Annotated in this window: 14 protein-coding genes, 1 rRNA gene, 1 pseudogene and 1 riboswitch; of the genes and pseudogenes, 4 read left to right on the top strand and 12 right to left on the bottom strand. The window is 67.8% G+C overall.

The annotated features are described in order from the left end of the window. The first annotated feature begins 512 nt into the window (after nucleotides 1-512). Together F3T56_RS32110 and F3T56_RS32115 are read left to right on the top strand one after the other, a co-directional pair. Nucleotides 513-1097 (top strand): hypothetical protein, encoded by a 585-nt coding sequence (locus F3T56_RS32110; RefSeq protein WP_149828862.1) that lies wholly within the window; start codon nucleotides 513-515, stop codon nucleotides 1095-1097. A 479-nt stretch (nucleotides 1098-1576) separates the two neighbouring features. Beyond that, nucleotides 1577-1783 (top strand): DUF5999 family protein, encoded by a 207-nt coding sequence (locus tag F3T56_RS32115; protein WP_149828863.1) that lies wholly within the window; start codon nucleotides 1577-1579, stop codon nucleotides 1781-1783. Nucleotides 1784-1901: 118 nt separating this feature from the next. Here the strand turns inward: F3T56_RS32115 and gcvP are convergent, their stop codons facing one another. Continuing rightward, complete coding sequence (gcvP, locus tag F3T56_RS32120; protein WP_149828864.1) at nucleotides 1902-4796, bottom strand: aminomethyl-transferring glycine dehydrogenase; 2895 nt, start codon at nucleotides 4794-4796, stop codon at nucleotides 1902-1904. 173 nt (nucleotides 4797-4969) lie between these two features. Then, a riboswitch (glycine riboswitch) is annotated at nucleotides 4970-5065 on the bottom strand. A gap of 124 nt (nucleotides 5066-5189) precedes the next feature. On the opposite strand from gcvP, the gene F3T56_RS32125 reads away from it, so the two are divergent. Beyond that, nucleotides 5190-5558 (top strand): PRC-barrel domain-containing protein, encoded by a 369-nt coding sequence (locus tag F3T56_RS32125; RefSeq protein WP_149828865.1) that lies wholly within the window; start codon nucleotides 5190-5192, stop codon nucleotides 5556-5558. 352 nt (nucleotides 5559-5910) lie between these two features. Beyond that, a pseudogene (gene istA, locus F3T56_RS32130) lies at nucleotides 5911-7410 on the top strand (IS21 family transposase); the annotation flags it as partial. Nucleotides 7411-7740: 330 nt separating this feature from the next. On the opposite strand, the gene F3T56_RS32140 reads toward istA, so the two are convergent. The 11 genes from F3T56_RS32140 to rrf all read right to left on the bottom strand — a co-directional run. Next, nucleotides 7741-9147, bottom strand: coding sequence for a DNA polymerase IV (locus F3T56_RS32140; protein ID WP_149828868.1), 1407 nt, complete (start codon nucleotides 9145-9147; stop codon nucleotides 7741-7743). A 152-nt stretch (nucleotides 9148-9299) separates the two neighbouring features. Further along, complete coding sequence (locus F3T56_RS32145; protein ID WP_149828869.1) at nucleotides 9300-9944, bottom strand: MerR family transcriptional regulator; 645 nt, start codon at nucleotides 9942-9944, stop codon at nucleotides 9300-9302. 480 nt (nucleotides 9945-10424) lie between these two features. Beyond that, nucleotides 10425-10898: a bifunctional nuclease family protein gene (locus F3T56_RS32150; protein ID WP_005475662.1), complete on the bottom strand. Its 474-nt coding sequence runs from the start codon at nucleotides 10896-10898 to the stop codon at nucleotides 10425-10427. An 84-nt stretch (nucleotides 10899-10982) separates the two neighbouring features. Then, a complete protein-coding gene (gene ftsR / locus F3T56_RS32155; RefSeq protein ID WP_149828870.1) occupies nucleotides 10983-11738 on the bottom strand; it encodes a transcriptional regulator FtsR in 756 nt (251 codons plus the stop codon). 41 nt (nucleotides 11739-11779) lie between these two features. Then, entirely contained in the window at nucleotides 11780-12751 is a 972-nt protein-coding gene (locus F3T56_RS32160; protein WP_149828871.1) for a zinc-ribbon and FHA domain-containing protein, read from the bottom strand. Between the two features lie 61 nt (nucleotides 12752-12812). Then, on the bottom strand, nucleotides 12813-13688 hold the full coding sequence (locus F3T56_RS32165) for a DUF881 domain-containing protein (RefSeq protein ID WP_149828872.1): 876 nt from the start codon (nucleotides 13686-13688) through the stop codon (nucleotides 12813-12815). Between the two features lie 5 nt (nucleotides 13689-13693). Continuing rightward, the gene (locus F3T56_RS32170) at nucleotides 13694-14026 is read right to left on the bottom strand and encodes a small basic family protein (protein WP_009343209.1); all 333 of its coding nucleotides are present in this window, start codon (nucleotides 14024-14026) and stop codon (nucleotides 13694-13696) included. Further along, the gene (locus F3T56_RS32175) at nucleotides 14023-14928 is read right to left on the bottom strand and encodes a DUF881 domain-containing protein (RefSeq protein WP_149828873.1); all 906 of its coding nucleotides are present in this window, start codon (nucleotides 14926-14928) and stop codon (nucleotides 14023-14025) included. Before F3T56_RS32175 ends, F3T56_RS32170 begins: the two co-directional genes overlap by 4 nt. Nucleotides 14929-15026: 98 nt before the next feature. Continuing rightward, the gene (locus F3T56_RS32180) at nucleotides 15027-17522 is read right to left on the bottom strand and encodes a mannose-1-phosphate guanyltransferase (protein ID WP_149828874.1); all 2496 of its coding nucleotides are present in this window, start codon (nucleotides 17520-17522) and stop codon (nucleotides 15027-15029) included. Nucleotides 17523-17638: 116 nt separating this feature from the next. Then, complete coding sequence (clsA, locus tag F3T56_RS32185; protein WP_149828875.1) at nucleotides 17639-18247, bottom strand: cardiolipin synthase ClsA; 609 nt, start codon at nucleotides 18245-18247, stop codon at nucleotides 17639-17641. Between the two features lie 109 nt (nucleotides 18248-18356). Further along, nucleotides 18357-18424: ribosomal RNA gene (gene rrf / locus F3T56_RS50230) — 5S ribosomal RNA — on the bottom strand; the annotation flags it as partial.

The following is an 18424-nucleotide window of genomic DNA, read 5'->3' on the forward strand; positions in this document are numbered from 1 at the left end:
GATGCCCAGGCAGAGCCACCGATAACGTCCCGCACAAGACCTGCGCACGCTAGGCTGTGTGCGGTCACCTCCGACGATATTCACTCGGCGTGCTTCTGGCACATTCACGGGGCATGAATCGGCACGGTTCAGAACGCGCTTTCCGTGTGACGCGGTTTCGTGAAAAGCGCCGACGAGAACCGGCCGTCCGCTACGCGACGGTAATGCGAGGTCATCGACGAGTACCCCCAGAGAATCGGGATGATTCGCGTGTTTCGGTGACCGGATACCGCCTTGCTGTTCATATCCGGGACGGCTAGACGAAACATCACCAGAACACGCATCATATAAACTCCGCAAACGAGGCTGAGAGTCGGCAATCGCGGTCCTCGGTCCTGCCGTCAGGCCACGCACGGCAGACCTTCCCACGCACCCGGACCCCGGGCATCCGTCTCTCCGATCCCCGAGAGCTGACAGCGCCGTCCGCCCCCGCCCTCGCTTCACCGTGCCTGTCGAATGAGAGGCGACCCACCATGCCGCTGCATGTCCCCCCGGCTCCCGCGCCCGCCCTGCGCACCGTCCTCACGGCACTCGGTTCTCCCACCGCCGTCCGCGAGGCGCGAACTCCCTCGCTGCAGAGCGCCCGGGGCCCCGCCACCCCCGAACTCCCGTTGCCCGTCCACGCCCTCGACCGGATCACCGCCGAGGGCGCGGGCACCACGCGGCTCGCCGGATGGCGTTTCCTGATCCACTGCCAAGGCCGCGCCGTGGCCGCCGCCGAGACCCGGCTGACCCCCGACGGATGGGCGTTCTCGCACTTCTTCGAGGGTCCGTACATCGCCTCCACCGAGCGCGCCCTGCGCCAGGCCGAGACCATGCAACAGCCCTACCAGCCACGCCTGTTGTCGGTGCCCGAGCTGTACATGCTCACGCTCTGGCTGCACGCCGACCACACCGCCGACGGCGCCACCGGCCACCCGGCACCGACCGACCTCCTGGTCCCACTGGCGCCGGCCCCGCCCGGTATCGCGGCCCACCGCCCGCACCGCGTCGCCGATCTGCTCCCGGTCCTGACCACCCGACTGACCCCCGCCCCGCTGCTGGGTTCGCCCGCCTGAGTTCAGAACCGCTTCAACCCTCGCTTCAGAACCGCTTCAACCCTCGCTTCAGAACCGCTTCAACCCTCGCTTCAGAACCGTTTCACCCCTTCGCACCGCCTCGTACCCCGCTGCCGATATACCGGTAGCGGGGTACTCGTTTACCACCGACGGGATATTCCGCTCTTCCGCGCGGCAATACGCTCGTACGAGCAAATCATCGAGCCCCCGCCCACCGGACTAGCCCCATCCGACCAGTGCGAACCACCCGAAGGGACAGTGCAGTTGGGATGAACCCTTCTCGCAAGTCATGCGTCATCAACCTGTGAGAAGCGGTGCTGCGAAATCCCTGCGGATTGACGCCCGTAGGGCAACACTGGGACCTGACCGAATAATCACCACGGGGGGCGGTCATGAACGAGGCTTCAAGCCGCACAACAGACGCGACAAACGCGACAGCCAACTCATCACACACGACAGAGCGAAAGATCCCCACAACCATGTGCCAGCACCAGCCACTGTGTCCGACAGCCGAATCCGCCGACCGGGAAGGCGCCCGACTCGTGGCGCACCACCCGGAGCAGGGCTGGAGCCTGCTGTGCAACGGCGTTCTACTCTTCGAGGACACCGGTGAGCTCCTGCCGGACGGCCAGATCATCGCCCCGCACCGCCCGCTGGGCACCGACAAGGTGATGACGGCCGCCTGAGCCGCACTTCACGTGCGAACAGGGCGGGCGTCCACACACAGGACGTACGCCCGGACATATGAGGGGCCGGAACGGAGAAGCACTCTCCGACCCGGCCCCGACGCGTATCCGCGGGCGACTACTCTTCGTAGGCGTCCAGCGGCGGACAGGAGCAGACCAGGTTCCGGTCGCCGAAGGCCTGGTCGATCCGGCGCACCGGCGGCCAGTATTTGTCGGCGGGCGTGACCCCGGCCGGGAAGACGGCCTCCTCACGGCTGTACGCGTGCTTCCACTCCCCGCCGAGGGCCGCCGCCGTGTGCGGGGCGTTTCGCAACGGGTTGTCGTCCGCGGGCCACTCGCCCGAACCGATCTTCTCGATCTCCGCGCGAATGGCGATCATCGCCTCGCAGAACCGATCCAGCTCGGTCAGGTCCTCCGACTCCGTCGGCTCGATCATCAGCGTCCCGGCCACCGGGAACGACATCGTCGGCGCGTGGAAGCCGTAGTCGATCAGCCGCTTGGCGATGTCGTCGACGCTCACACCCGTCGTCTTGGCCAGGGGCCGCAGGTCGATGATGCACTCGTGCGCGACGAGCCCGTCCGGGCCGGTGTACAGCACCGGGTAGTGCGGCTCCAGCCGCTTGGCGATGTAGTTGGCGCTGAGCACCGCCACCTGCGTGGCCCGCTTGAGGCCCTCACCGCCCATGAGCCGGACGTACGCCCACGAGATCGGCAGAATGCCCGCGGAACCCCAGGGCGCCGCCGAGATCGGGCCCACACCCGTCTCCGGGCCGGCCGCGGGCTGCAGCGGGTGGTTCGGCAGATACGGCGCCAGGTGCGCGCGCACCGCCACCGGACCGACGCCCGGACCGCCGCCGCCGTGCGGGATGCAGAACGTCTTGTGCAGGTTCAGGTGCGAGACATCACCGCCGAAGTGCCCCGGCTTGGCGAGGCCCACCAGCGCATTGAGGTTGGCACCGTCGACATACACCTGCCCGCCCGCGTCGTGCACCTGCGCGCAGATGTCCGCGACGTGCTCCTCGAACACACCGTGCGTCGACGGGTACGTGATCATCAGGACGGCCAGTTCGTTGCGGTACTGCTCGATCTTCGCCCGCAGATCTTCGACGTCGATCTCACCGTCCTCGGCGGTCTTCACGACGACGACCTTCATGCCCGCCATGACAGCGCTGGCGGCGTTCGTCCCGTGCGCGGACGACGGGATGAGACACACGATCCGCTGCTCATCTCCATTGGCCCGGTGGTACCCGCGTACGGCCAGCAGCCCGGCCAGCTCACCCTGCGAGCCGGCGTTCGGCTGCAGCGACACCTTGTCGTACCCGGTGGCCTCCGCCAGCCGCTCCTCCAGCTCACGGATGAGCGTGAGGTAGCCCTGGGCCTGCTCGGCGGGCACGAAGGGGTGCAACTGCCCGAACTCGGGCCAGGTCACCGGCTCCATCTCGGTGGTCGCGTTGAGCTTCATCGTGCAGGAGCCCAGCGGGATCATGCCCCGGTCCAGCGCGTAGTCCCGGTCGGCGAGGCGCCGCAGGTAGCGCAGCATCGCGGTCTCGGACCGGTGCGCGTGGAACACCGGGTGCGCAAGGTACTCGTCGGAGCGCAGCAGCGCCTCCGGCAGCGCCTCCTCGGCGGCGTCGTCGAGGGCCTCGATGTCCCCCTCCACCCCGAACGCGGTCCATACCGCGCCCAGCTGCGCCCGCGTGGTGGTCTCGTCGCAGGAGATCGACACCTGGTCGACGTCCACGAGGTGCAGGTTCACCCCGTACTCCCGCGCGGCCGCGACGACCTCGGCGGCCCGCCCCGGCACCCGCACGGTGAGCGTGTCGAAGTAGGCGCCGTGCACGACCTCGACTCCGCCGGCAGTAAGACCGGCGGCCAGGACGGTGGCGTACCGGTGGGTACGCCGCGCGATGGTCCTCAGCCCCTCGGGCCCGTGGTAGACGGCGTACATCCCGGCCATCACCGCGAGCAGCACCTGAGCCGTACAGATGTTGCTGGTCGCCTTCTCCCGGCGGATGTGCTGCTCTCGCGTCTGCAGGGCGAGCCGGTACGCCTTGTGCCCGTCCGCGTCCACGGAGACGCCGACGAGCCGCCCGGGCAGGCTGCGCGCGAACTTCTCCCGTACGGCCATGTAGCCCGCGTGCGGCCCGCCGAAGCCCATCGGCACACCGAAGCGCTGCGTCGTACCGACGGCGATGTCAGCACCCAGCTCACCGGGCGAGGCCAGCAACGTCAGGGCGAGCAGATCGGCCGCGACGGTGACGAGCGCGCCGAGCTCATGCGCCTGCTCGATGACCGGCTTGAGATCGCGTACGACACCGGAGGCGCCGGGGTACTGCAGCAGCACACCGTTGATCTCGCGCTCAGCGAGGCCAGCCGGAATCCCGTCACTCAGATCCGCGACGACGACCTCGACCCCGGTCGGCTCGGCACGGGTCTCGATCACGGCGATGGTCTGCGGCAGCGTGTCCGCGTCGACCAGGAACAGGCCCTTCTTGTTCTTCCCCATGCGCCGGGACAGCGCCATGGCCTCGGCGGCGGCGGTGCCCTCGTCGAGCAGTGAGGCCCCGGAGGTGGGCAGACCGGTCAGATCGGCGACCATGGTCTGGAAATTGAGCAGCGCCTCGAGCCGCCCCTGCGAGATCTCCGGCTGATACGGCGTGTAGGCGGTGTACCAGGCCGGATTCTCCATCACATTCCGCAGAATGACGGGCGGCGTGAACGTCCCGTAGTACCCGAGCCCGATCATCGAGCCGAGCACCTGGTTACGGTCCGCGAGCGAACGCAACTCGGCGAGAACCTCTGCCTCGGTACGCGCACCCGGCAGCTTCAGGGCCTCGGCGTTCTTGATCACGTCCGGGACGGCGGCGGCCGTCAACTCGTCGAGCGAGCCGTACCCGACCTGCGCGAGCATCTTGGCCCGGGCCTCGATGTCCGGTCCGATGTGGCGCCGCTCGAAGGGGATTCCCTCTTCGAGCTCCGAGAGCGGAATGCGGGTGGGAGGATGGGCGGTCATTGCGGAGGCCTCCTGGTCTGACGCGACCTTCGAGGGGCACCACAGCAGGGGTGCCCGGACGGCCTCCCCCTCTGTCATCTCAACCTGAGAGCTTCACCGGTCCAGGTACGAACCGGCTTTCACCGTCGGTGAGAGCGGAAGCCGTCGACACCCGCTCTGCTTTCCAGAGTGACCTCGTCCGTGCGGTACGTGGGCCTGAGAGATTCCGGGGAGGATTTGCTCCTTCGGCGCCTCCGATGGTGTCTGGAGGACTCTCCCGCACGGGGTCAACAGCCGCTGCCAGCGTATCAGCGCGGTCCACGCACATGCCTTCGAGTGGCCGCCTTCCCCAATGTGCCTTTTCGTAGTGGTGAGAGACGATTTGCAACCCCTTTGCGACCACTTGGAGGGCACGTGCAGACCGACATCGATCCGCGCAACCTGATCGGCCGCAAGGCGTTCGACCGCAAGGGCACCAAGCTCGGCACCGTCGACGAGGTCTACCTCGACGACGCGACCGGCATCCCCGAGTGGGCCGCGATACGCATGGGCCTCTTCGGCCGTGACGCGTTCGTCCCCCTCGAGCCCAGCGAACTCATCGAAGGCACCCTCCGAGTCCCCTTCGACCGCTCCCTCATCAAAGACGCCCCCGACTTCGGCGTAGGCCGCCACCTCTCCCCCGAGCAAGAACTCCAGCTCTACCACCACTACGGCCTCGACATAGCCCCTCCACCCCCGCTCAACCACAACTCCACGAACACAACAACCCAGGAGGACCCCTGACCAACCCCAACCCCTGGATCACCACCCCCCACCGGGACATCCCTCCCCGCCCCGCCAGGACAGCAACTTCTCCCACGCACTGGCTTCGCCTCCGCACCCCACCAGGACAGCCACTTCGCCCACCCGACGAGCGTTGATTCCGCACCCGCCAGAACAGCTGTCGGTGGCCGTGACAAAATCCAGGTGTGCGGCCAGTTGAGTCCAGGCTGATGGCCACCGGTAGTCCAGGTGGACGGCCTGTTGTTCCTGATCGCTTCCTTATCTGACGAAGCCCTCTCCGTCCGGTTTGCTGTGTTTGCGATCATCAGCAACCGGCCGGAGAGGTCCTGTGACGAAGTCTGACAGAGAGATCATGGAAATCTTTGAGGCGTACGACCTGACGGAGACAGTCTGGTCGGCGGCCGCACTCACGGGGCACGACCCGAAGACGGTCAAGCGGTACGTCGAGGCCCGTGAGGTCGGGCGCAACCCGTACGCACGCGAGCCGCGACCGAAGATGATCGACGCGTTCCTGGAGAAGATCGAGGAGTGGGTCGAGCAGTCCAAGGCGACGATCCGCGCTGACGTGGTCCACGAGAAGCTGGCGAAGATGGGCTACTCGGGCAGTGCGCGCTCGACCCGGCGGGCGGTGAACGCTACGAAGACCGCGTGGAAGGCGGGCAAGCGCCGGACCTACCGGCCCTGGATCCCGGAGCCGGGCCGGTGGCTGCAGTTCGACTGGGGAGAAGGGCCTCGGATCGGCGGGCGTCGGACCTGGCTGTTCTGCGCGTGGCTGTCGTGGTCGCGTTTCCGGGTGGTCATCCCGGTCCGGGACTGCACCCTGGGCACGCTGGTCGCCTGCCTGGACACCACATTGCGCCGGATCGGCGGGGCGCCGACCTACGTACTGACCGACAACGCGAAGACGGTCACCGTCGAGCACATCGCCGGGATCCCGGTCCGACACCCGCAGATGGTCGCTGCAGGCCGGCACTACGGTTGTCAAGTGGTCAGCTGCGTCCCCTGCGACCCCGAGTCCAAAGGTGGTGCGGAGGCCACGGTCCGGATCGCGAAGGCCGACCTGGTGCCCACGGGCGCGAACCTGCTGCCCGCCTACGACACCTTCGCCGAGCTCGCGGACGCCTGCCTCACCTGGTGTGATGCGGTGAATTCGCGCCGCCACCGGGCGACCGGACAGATACCAGGCGACCGTCTCGACATCGAACGCACCACGCTGCATGTCCTCCCGCTGGAGCCGCTGGCACTTGCGCTGGGGCGAGGAGCAGGTGGTCGGCTCGGACCGCACGATCAGCTTCAACGCGGTGCGCTACTCGACCCCGCCGGGCTACACCGGCGCGAGGGTGTGGTGCCGGGTGGTCGGCGAGGAATTGTCCATCACCGCTCGCACCAACTCCGGTGATCTGTCGGAGATTGGCGCCACCAGCTGTCGGTCCCAGGGGTTCCGCAGATCATCGATGCGCACTACCCCGACCACCCCGACGGCCGCGGTGTTCACCAGCCGAGACTGCAGCCGCGCTCGGAAGCGGAGATCGCGTTCGTGGGCATCGGCCCGGGAGCCGGCCGCTGGCTCAAGGAGGCCGGACCCGCCGGTGCGGTCCGTATCCGCGCCAAGATGGCCCGTGCCGTCGAGCTCGCCACAGTCATGGGCTCCGACAGCGTCGATCAGGCCCTGGGACTGGCCGCGACCGCCGGACGCTTCGCCGACGACGACCGGCTCTCCATCCTGGAGCATCTCGCGGCGAACAGACCGTCGGCCCACCGAGCTTTGCCTCCCGACCAGGTCAGGGCAGCCACATGGCCCGCCCACCAGACATCACCCCAGCCCGGCCAGGGCCACCCCTCCCCCGCCACGCTTCACCTCCCGGCCCGGCCGGCGCAACCACATCGGCCCACCCACCAGACATCACCCCAGCCCGGCCAGGGCCGCTACTCATCCCCACCCACCGAGCTTTGCCTTCCGACCAGCCAGGGCATCCGCCACGCGGCCACGCCGGAACCTCTGATCCACCATCCCACCGCCCCCACCGAGGCCAGGCCTTACCTCCCCCGTCTTCCCATCCCGCCGCAACGGCGCTCAACCACGACGTCGGAGACCGGCGGTCCACAACGGCCCTCAGCCCTCCGCCCCGCACCCCCACCCGGCTAACCTCCTCAGCCCGCCACCACCCACCCCACAAGGCCCTCACCCCGCTGCCCCGGACCCCAGGCTCGACTCGCCCTCCACCACTCGCCCAGGCTCCGACGCCGACGGCTCCACCGGCCCGCCCGATGTCAGCGGCAACGGATCAGCCGGCTCCAGATCAGGATCCTCGGTCCGAAACGTCCGCACCCGCCCCGGCTCCGACCCGGGCGTCTCGAACCGCACAGTGACCCGTCCGAGCCCACTCCCCTGCACCCACCCATGCCCGTACTCGGCATGCCGCACGTCGCGCCCCGCCCGCCACTGCCGCTCAGCCGACACACTCTCCTCAGCCACGGCCTCCTCCACCGCCTCCTCCTCAAGAGGCACCGGCTCCCCCGCCGCCTGCGCAAACAGATCCTCCTGCGTGTAGTCGGCGAGCCCGCTGACCCCCACCCCGAGCAACCGCACACCCCCGGTCGTGTCCACGGCCTCCAGCAGCCGACCCGCGGCCTCCCGCACCACGGCGGGGTCGTCCGTCGGCCCCCGCAACGTCTCCGACCGGGTCAGCGTCGAAAAGTCATAACGCCGCACCTTCAGCACGATGGTCCGCCCCGAGAGCCCAGCCCCTCTCAACCGCCGCACACACCGATCGGCAAGCCGCTGCACCTCCAGCCGCACCCGAACCCGGTCATGGATGTCCACGTCGTACGTGTCCTCCACCGACACGGACTTCGTGTCCCGCTCGGCCACCACCGCCCGGTCGTCGCGCGCCAGCGCCATCGCGTACAGCCCATGCCCATGGGCCTTCCCCAGCAGCCGTACGACCTCGTCCTCCCCCGCCTCCACGATCTCCTCGACGGTCGTGATCCCGGCCCGCCGCAGATGGTCCCCGGTAGCCGGCCCCACCCCCGGCAGGATCCGCACCGACATCGGCCCGAGCAGCGCCCGCTCGGTCCCTGGCTCGATGAGCACGAGACCGTCCGGCTTGGCCTGCTCGGAGGCGATCTTCGCGAGCATCTTGGAGGCCGCGAGCCCCACGGATCCGGTCAGCCCGGTCACCGCCCGTATGTCCGCGCGCAGCTTGGCTCCGGCCAGCCGCGCCGACGCCTCGTCCCAAGCCGCTCCCCCCGCCTCCAGGTCCACGAACGCCTCGTCCAGGCTGAGCGGCTCCACCAACGGCGACAGCGCCCGCAGCAGCCCCATGACCTGCTCGCTGATCGCCCGGTAGAAATCGAATCGCGGCACGAGATACGCCGCGTTGGGCGCGAGGCGGCGCGCCTGCGCCATCGGCATCGCCGAGTGCACTCCGAACACCCGGGCCTCGTACGAGGCGGTGGCGACCACACCACGCGGCCCGAGCCCACCCACGATGACGGCCTTCCCACGCAGGCTCGGCTTGGACGCCTGCTCCGCCGAGGCGTAGAAGGCATCCATGTCGAGATGCAGAATCGTGGGCGCGGTTCTCACATCTCCGATGCTGCCCTACGCCACTGACAATGGCCCCGCTACAACCGACCCGACAGCAACCGCATACCACCTGGCGACCCCGCCCCGCCAACGGTTCTCAGACGGCCCCGTACGACTATCGAACGGACCTCGAACAGTCCGCGCCCGCGCCCTCAAACGGCCCGGTTACGCCTCCGCGCCAGCTCGTCCGCGGGGTTGTGACCAACCAGCGTCTCCCCCGTGTCGACCCGCTCACCATGCAGCTGCGAGAGAGCGCTTTCCACGTCATGCCAGACCACCCCGACAGCGATTCCGAAGATCCCCTGACCGCCTTGGAGCAGAGCATGCACCTCGTCGGGCGAGGTGCACTCGTAGACCGTGGCACCGTCGCTCATCAGCGTCATACGTTCCAGATCGCTGAAGCCCCGCTCCCGGAGGTGCTGGACGGCGGTGCGGATGTTCTGCAGCGACACACCCGTGTCGAGGAACCGTTTCACGATCTTCAGGACGACGACGTCCCGGAAGCTGTAGAGCCGCTGCGTCCCCGACCCATGAGCGGGCCGTACGCTCGGCTCCACGAGCCCGGTGCGGGCCCAGTAGTCGAGCTGCCGATAGGTGATGCCGGCGGCCGCGCACGCGGTGGGACCGCGGTAACCGACGTTCTCGTGCGGCTCACGCGCCGCCTCCGCGCTGTCCTGCACAGCCGTGGGCCGCTGCGGGACGTGACCGGCCGCGCTGCCGTGAAGCGGGTACGGGCCGTTCTCCCCCAACTTGCGTCCGGGGGCGCTCCCAGCCGTACCGTCGCCGCTGCTTCTCACGCCGACCTCCGTCCTTGACCTGCCTTCTCGACGGTAGGCAGCCACCAAGGGTGCGTCAACGACCGCCACACTCGGCACGCCGAGTGATAATCACCCTGAGAGTGGTTTCCCGTGCCCTTCCGCGGGGAAAGGCTAGCCGAATGCGCTTTCGCAGAGCCGCCTGACTCCACATTGACCGGTGTCATGTGCCGAGCGCCCAGCCTCTCCGCCCCCTCGAACGAGCCGCCCGACGCCTCACCGGCCTCCGGCAGACACCAGTCGCCCGACGCACGATGCCTGGCTGAGTGCCCATGCTCATGAGGGCTCCGACTGATACTTCCCCTCGGCCTGCCACTTATCCGCCGTAACGGCGATCAGTCACCACAACACAGACCGGCAATCCACGACGACCGCAGCCCAGAGACCGCACCCCGGCCGGAGCGAACTTCGCCGACCCTCGGCGCAGCCGCCCAGATCGCTGCTTCGCCACGCCCCACAGCCTCACTGACTGTTCGTGCCGAAGTCCTCGGGCGAGATCTGGTCGAGGAACTCGCGGAACTTCTCCACCTCGTCCTCCTGCTCGTCCGGGATCGCGATGCCCGCGTCGTCGAGCACCCCGTCGCTACCGAAGATGGGCGTCCCGGTACGCAGCGCCAGCGCTATGGCGTCGGAAGGCCGAGCACTCACCTCGACCCCGCTGGCGAACACCAGCTCCGCATAGAAGACGCCCTCACGCAGGTCCGTGATGCGCACCTCCGTGAGCTCCTGGCCGACGGCCTCCAGCACGTCCTTGAAAAGGTCGTGGGTCAACGGTCGCGCGGGGGCCATGCCCTGCTGGGCGAAAGCGATCGCCGTCGCCTCCCCGGGCCCGATCCAGATGGGGAGGTAACGGTCGCCTCCCACTTCACGCAGGAGCACGATCGGTTGGTTGGAGGGCATTTCGACCCGGACACCTACGACATCGAGCTCGTTCACACAGCAACCCTAGGCCGTGCTCGGGATGTTTGGGTAGTCGGGCACAGATCGGCCGACCGATCCGCCACAGGCGAACACCCCTCCTCAGCGAAGCCGCACGCCCAGCGCGCTCTGCACGAGCGCGGCGTGCAGCTTGACCGTGAGCCCCGCCAACTCTCTCGTACGATCCTCCGCATGCGCCCTGGTCTGCGGATTGCGGTGGCGGCGCAGGGGGGCCACGACCTGGTCCACGAGGCCCGCCTCACGGTCGGCGGCGGCTCTCATCACCCTCAGATGTCGCGGCTCGATTCCGAACCGCCCCAATTCCACCACAAGCGTGGCAACGGTGAGGGTCTCGGCGTCGTACGACCCGTCCGGCAAGGCGGCCACAAGCCCGTACGACTCCCACTCGGCCAGCTGCTCTTCGTCGATCCCCGCGCCGGCCAGCAGTTCAGTGCGCCCGATCCTGGCGGCCGCGGGCTCCTCCGGCTCCCCGAGGAGCTCGCTCAGACACTCTCCGTCACCGACGTCGCGTTGGCGCCCCACCGCGGGCAGACGCACGTCCTCGCCGCGCTCCAGGGCCTCCAGGTGTTCACGGATCACCTTGAGCGGCAGATAGTGGTCCCGCTGCATCCTGAGGACGTGTCCTAGGCGCTCGACGTCCTGGGCACTGAACTTGCGATACCCCGAGGGGGTCCGCTGCGGCTCGATGAGCCCCTCCGACTCCAGGAAACGGATCTTGGAGATCGTGACTTCGGGAAACTCCTCACGCAGCGCGTTCAGCACCGTGCCGATGCTCATCAGGCCACTGTCCGCGGCGGCGGTGCCGTGGTCGGCACCACCGCTCGTTGTTCGAAGCATTGACCTTCCCTGGGGTCCCCCGGACCGAATCCGGGTGAGGGTCAGTAGCCCCGCTGGCTCGCGTAGAAGACCAGCCGGTACTTGCCGATCTGTACCTCGTCGCCGTTGTGCAGGGCGACCTGGTCGATCCGCTCACGGTTGACGTAGGTGCCGTTCAGGCTGCCGACGTCGGCGACCGTGAACGAGCCGTCCTGACCGCGGCGGAACTCCACGTGGCGACGCGACACGGTCACGTCGTCAAGGAAGATGTCGCTCTGCGGGTGGCGGCCTGCCGTGGTCAGGTCACTGTCCAGCAGGAAGCGACTGCCCGCGTTCGGGCCACGGCGCACAACGAGGAGCGCCGAGCCGAGCGGCAGCGCGTCGACGGCGGCCTGGGCCTCGGGGGAGAGCGCGGGCAGCTGGGTCTGACCGGTGACCTCGGAGTCGTAGGCCTCGAGGCCGGAGATGGAGATCGTGGAGGTCGTCTCGGACGGACGCTCGGCGGCCGCGCCGGCCCGCAGCGGAGCACCGCAGTTCGAGCAGAAGCGGCTGTTCTCCGCGTTGCGGTTACCGCACCTCGTACATACCAGGGCCGACATCGACGGATCCTCCTGCCGCGGCTGCCCCGCCGGGGCATTGGACGCATAAGGGTCGGAGGAAAACTCTCCACCCGTACTTGAGGTTGACGGATCCCCGAAACCTATGCGGCCGGACTGGGCAGGGTCAACAGACGGCGCGCCCTGACCTCGGGAAATGTCACCACCCGGACCAGCGACCTGGTCGCGGAACAGCGGGCGGTCGCCGCCCTGTCCCTCCGCTTCCGATGGCTGCGCGCGGTGGCGGGAGGTCGCGTTGTCGCTTCCCTCTCGCGCGCTCTTGCCGAACAACTTCGCAAACAACTTCACGGGCGATTCCCCTTGACCGAAACAGACCCGCCCGTGGGGCAGGACGAACCCTGACTGAACACACCGGCCGACCCGGACATCCTCACAACGTCCGTTTCCACCAGACAGTTTCCACCACGCACCACCCATTCGGTACGCCGACCCCCCGCAACCTCATGCCCTCGCCGGTCGGCCCCTATGCACCTGCGGTTCACTGGGAGGACGACCGAGCGTAGTCAGGCTGCTTCGCAGCTCGCAAGGCGTCCACGACGATCTTGTCCGCCCGCTCCACGCTCACGGTGGCCTGCTCCTTCTCCAGTGTCTGCACCACGCCTCCGGGGATGTTCAGTGCGGGCTCGAGGTCCTGCGGGTTGCCGATGACCTTGAAACGAAAGGGCTGGGTGATCTTGTTCCCGTCGACGCCGATTCCGTCGTCGGAATCGGTCAGGTAGGTGCTGGCGACGACCCGTACGCCGTTCACCTGGATCGCCTCCGCGCCGGCGGCACGCAGCTCCTGGATCGCGTCGAGCAACATGTCCGCCTCGACCGTCCCCTTCGTATCGTTGATCGTCAGTGTGATGCCGGGCCCCTGCGCAGCCACCGTGCCCGCCAGAATGCCGAGTTGCCGCTCTTTCTCGACCGTCTGCTTGCGTGCCTCCTCGGCCTGGTCCGAGCTGTTCTCCAACTCGGTGCGCTGGTCTTCGAGACCCTGCTTCTCCTCCTCCAGACGCTGAGTACGGTCATCCAGTTCATCGAGGATGCGTACGAGGTCTTCCTGACGTGCCCCACGCAGGGCGCTGTCGTCGTTGTTGGAGGCGACCTGGATGGCCAGACCGAAGCCGAGGCCGAACAGCAGGACGGCCACGATGAGTTGGGCGCGCGTGAAGCGCAGCGGCCACAGCCCTTGAGCCAGCCGCTGCCGTCCGGTGAGCTTGCTCTGTTCCTCCCGCGCCCCCTCGCCGGGCTCCTCGGCGGCTGTCGAAGGCACCTCTTGGGGAAGCTCCCGGCGCAGCCGAGTCGTCGGGGTGTCGCCCGATTCCCCGCCCAACCCTGCGGCCGGCCTCGGCGTCTCGTCCTTCTCGCTCATCGGCCTCACGCCCGGAACACGTGCCGACGGATCGCCGCGGCGTTGGAGAAGATACGGATACCGAGGACGACCACAACACCGGTGGACAGCTGGGCTCCGACGCCCAACTTGTCGCCCAGAAACACGATCAGGGCGGCCACGACGACGTTCGACAGGAACGACACCACGAAGACCTTGTCGTCGAAGATGCCGTCCAGCATCGCGCGCAGACCGCCGAAGACGGCATCGAGCGCCGCCACGACGGCGATGGGAAGATACGGCTCGACCACCGCCGGTACCTCGGGCCGGACCAACAGTCCGGCCACGACTCCGAGGACGAGGCCCAGTACGGCGATCACGATGTGCCCTTCTCTGTGCTCGGTTCTGCTGTTCGTACGATCACGCTCGGCGCGGCCGGCACCGTGATGTCGCTCTCGGCGGAGATGCTCGTCCGGATTCCGAAGTTCTCCTGGAGGGCGTGCAGATACAGCCCGTCGGAGCTGTCCTGGAACCTGGTGCTCAGCCTCTGTCCGTCCCCCACCGCGAGGACCATGTAGGGCGGCGCCAGCGGCTTGTTGTCGACCAGTATCGCGTCGCCCGCGGCCCTGATCGCCGACAGCGCGGTGAGCCGCTGCCCGTTGATCGAGACGGCCTCGGCGCCCGACTGCCACAGCCCGTTCACGACCCGCTGCATGTCCCGGTCGCGCACCCGCCCGGTGTCGGAGAATCCGGACGTCTCACGCGGATCGCCGTCACCGCCCTGGCTGGCGTCCTTGGAGTCGTTGACGACGAGCTTCACGCCTGGGCCGTGCACTTCGACGGCGCCCGCCAGGATGCCCACCAGCTCGCTCTGGTCGCTCCCGCCGTCGTCCTTGAGGGCCTCACGCTGCCGTGCGCTCACGTCGTCGCGGAGTCCGTCGACGGTGTTCTCGAGCTCGTCGGCGGCCGCGGTCTCCCGCTGGATGCGGTCGACGAGTTCCTCGCGCTCCTTGGCCACCACGGGAGCGCTGACACGCGCCTGTGCCGCACCCACCGTCACCACGAGGGCGGCGAGCACCAGGCCGGCCGCGAGCCCCAGCTTCGCCCGCACCGTCTTCGGCATGCCCTCGGCGCCTGCGGCCTTCTTGCGGGCGGCGGCCTCGGCGTATCCGTCGTCGAGGCTGTGGTCCATGACGTTGGTGAGCAGCGACATGGAGGCATCCGGACGCGACGGGCGCGTGGGTGTGCTCCGAACGGGGGGCTGCTGCGGCATGCCGCACATCGTCGCACGTCGCGACCACTACCGCCGAATGGCCCCAGCGGCGTGCCGGACAGGCCCCGTTGGGGGCACTTGTCCGGCACGCACGCGTGCGGGACGATTCAGCGTCCGGCGCTGTCCACGACCGCCGACCACTCGTCGAGCAGGGCCTGCGCCGAAGCGTCATCAGGCCCTTCCGCCCACAGATGTGTGACGGCCTCGGCCGGATCCGGCAGAACCATCACCCACCGCCCGTCGGTCTCCACGACCCGCACCCCATCGGTCGTGTCGACAAAGCGATCCCCGGCTGCCTCCACGACCCGCCGCATCACGAGCCCCTTGACGGCCCACGGAGTCGCGAGATCCCGCTTCAGGACATGCGCCCGCGGAATCCGCGCGTCGATCTGGCTGAGCGTGAGCTGCGTGCGCGCCACCAGCCCGATGAGCCGTACGAACGCCGCCGTACCGTCGAAGACGCTGCTGAACTCCGGCACGATGAACCCACCGCGCCCGTCCCCGCCGAAGATCGTCGTCTCGTCCCCGCCGACCCGTGTCAGGTCGTCCGGCGAGGTGGTCGTCCACTCGACCTGCGTGCCGTGGTAGGCCGCGACCTGCTCGGCGATACGCGTGGTGGTCACCGGCAGCGCCACCCGCCCGCTCCGCCGCTCGGCAGCCACCAGATCGAGCATGACCAGCAGGGCCCGGTCGTCCTCGACGATGCGCCCCTTCTCGTCGACGAGCGACAGCCGTTCACCGACGGGGTCGAACCGCACGCCGAACGCGGCCCGCGACGACGCCACGATCTCACCCAGCCGCACCAGCCCCGACCGCCGCATATCGGCCGTCTCCGTCGGCCTTGACTCATCAAGGCCGGGGTTGATCGTCAACGAATCGACGCCCAGCTTCCCGAGCAGGCTCGGCAGCACGAGCCCGGCGCTGCCGTTGGACGCGTCCACGACGACCTTGAGCCCCGACTCGGCGATTCCTGCCGTGTCGACATTCCGCAGCAACGATCCGGTGTACGAATCGAAGACACTGGCCGGGAAGTGCAGATCCCCGATCTCCCCCGGGAACGCGCGCCGGTACTCCTGCCGCGCGAACACCCGGTCCAGCTTCCGCTGACTTCCCTGCGAGAGATCCGCCCCCTGCCCGTCGAAGAACATGATGTCGACAGAGTCCGGAACCCCGGGCGTGGTCCGGATCATGATCCCGCCGGCACTGCCCCGCGCGGTCTGCTGCCGAGCCACCGGCAGCGGTACGTTCTCGAGATCCCGTACGTCGATGGCGCTGGCCTGGAGCGCCGAGATAACCGCACGCTTCAGCGCACGCGCGCCCCGGGAATGATCGCGCGCGGTGGTGACCGTGGAGCCCTTCTTGAGCGTGGTCGCGTATGCCCCGGCCAGCCGCACGGCCAGCTCAGGGGTGATCTCCACATTGAGGATCCCGGACACCCCACGGGCGCCGAACAGATGCGCCTGCCCTCGGGACTCCCAGATCACCGAGGTGTTGACAAAAGCACCGGCCTCGATCGTCTTGAAGGGATAGACGCGTACGTTCCCCTGGATGATCGATTCTTCACCGACGAGGCACTCGTCACCGATCACGGCGCCGTCCTCGATCCGTGCGGCCCGCATGATGTCGGTGTTCTTTCCGACCACACAGCCACGCAGATTGCTGTGCTGCCCGATGTAGACGTTGTCGTGAACAACGGCCTTGTGAAGAAAAGCCCCGCTCTTCACGACCACATTCGAGCCCACGACGGTGTGCTCACGGATTTCTACCCCGGCCTCGACCTTGGCGTAGTCCCCGATGTACAGAGGCCCGCGCAGCACCGCGTCGGGGTGCACCTCGGCGCCTTCGGCGATCCACACACCCGGCGAGAGCTCGAACCCGTCGATCTCGACGTCGACCTTGCCCTCCAGGACATCGGCCTGCGCCTTCACATAGCTCTCATGCGTACCGACGTCTTCCCAGTAGCCCTCGGCGACAAAGCCGTAGACCGGCTTGCCCTCCTTCATAAGCTGCGGGAAGACATCGCCGGACCAGTCGACGGGAACATCGGCCTCGACGTAGTCGAAGACCTCCGGCTCCATCACATAGATGCCCGTGTTCACGGTGTCCGAGAAGACCTGCCCCCAGGTCGGCTTCTCCAGGAACCGCTCGACTCTTCCTTCCTCGTCCACGATCGTGATACCGAATTCCAGCGGATTCGGCACACGCGTCAGACAGACGGTGACCAGCGCACCCTTTTCCTTGTGGAAATTGATGAGCTCGGTGAGGTCGAAGTCGGTCAGGGCATCACCGGAGATGACGAGGAAAGCATCGTCCTTCAGTGCTTCCTCGGCATTCTTGACGCTCCCGGCAGTACCGAGTGGCTTCTCCTCATTGGCATAGGTAAGCTCCATCCCGAGCTCCTCGCCGTCCCCGAAGTAGTTCTTGACGAGGGACGCCAGGAACTGGACAGTTACGACGGTCTCGTTGAGCCCATGCCTTTTGAGCAGCCTCAGCACGTGCTCCATGATCGGGCGGTTCGCCACGGGCAAGAGCGGCTTGGGCATGCTCGAGGTCATGGGGCGAAGGCGTGTGCCCTCGCCTCCGGCCATCACGACGGCCTTCATGTCGGAAGCGTCCTCCTTGAAGAGACGACGGTCTAGCCGACTTCACCCGTCCAGATTGTCCCGCACTTTTCCGACGCGGGCCATCGAGCCACTAACAGCCGCCCAATCAGGCGGGCTCAATCGGCCATGGCGTCCGCCCTGACAAGTCGGCGGACCTGAACCACGTAGAGGATTCCTGCCCACCAGTACAGCGTTGTACCCCATCCGGCGAACGCCCATCCGAAAATAGCAGCGAGTGACGAGATCCATCCAGTTCCGTCACTGAGCAACAGCAACGGGAAGGCATACATCAAGTTGAAGGTAGCCGCCTTCCCGAGGAAGTTCACCTGCGGCGGCGGATAGCCGTGCCGCCTGAGGATGCCCACCATCACCAGCAGAACCAGCTCACGCAAGAGCAGTACAGCGGTCAACCAAAATGGCAGAATCTCGCGCCACGTGAGACCCACCAAAGTCGACAGAATGTAGAGCCTGTCGGCCGCGGGGTCGAGAAGCCGGCCAAGGCTGCTGATCTGGTTCCAGCGCCGGGCCAGCTTGCCGTCCAGATAATCACTGACACCGCTCAGGGCGAGCACCAGGAGCGCCCAGCCGTCGGCCTTGGGGCCGCCGAACTCGGGCCAGAGAATCAGCCACAGGAAGACGGGCACGCCAACGAGCCGCGCCATGCTGAGGATGTTCGGGATGGTGAGGACCCGGTCCGTCTGAACCCGTGTCTCCTGGACCTCCACCCGGGGGCCTCCTGTGCGAAATGAGCCAACGATGCTCCCTGACCTTACCTCAACGCAAAAAAGCTCTGGCTCTTGGGCGTCGTACCCAAGAGCCAGAGCTCTAAAAGGAGTTCGGCGGTGTCCTACTCTCCCACAGGGTCCCCCCTGCAGTACCATCGGCGCTGTAAGGCTTAGCTT

It is taken from the genome of Streptomyces tailanensis (assembly GCF_008386495.1).
In the GTDB taxonomy this organism is placed as follows: domain Bacteria; phylum Actinomycetota; class Actinomycetes; order Streptomycetales; family Streptomycetaceae; genus Streptomyces; species Streptomyces tailanensis.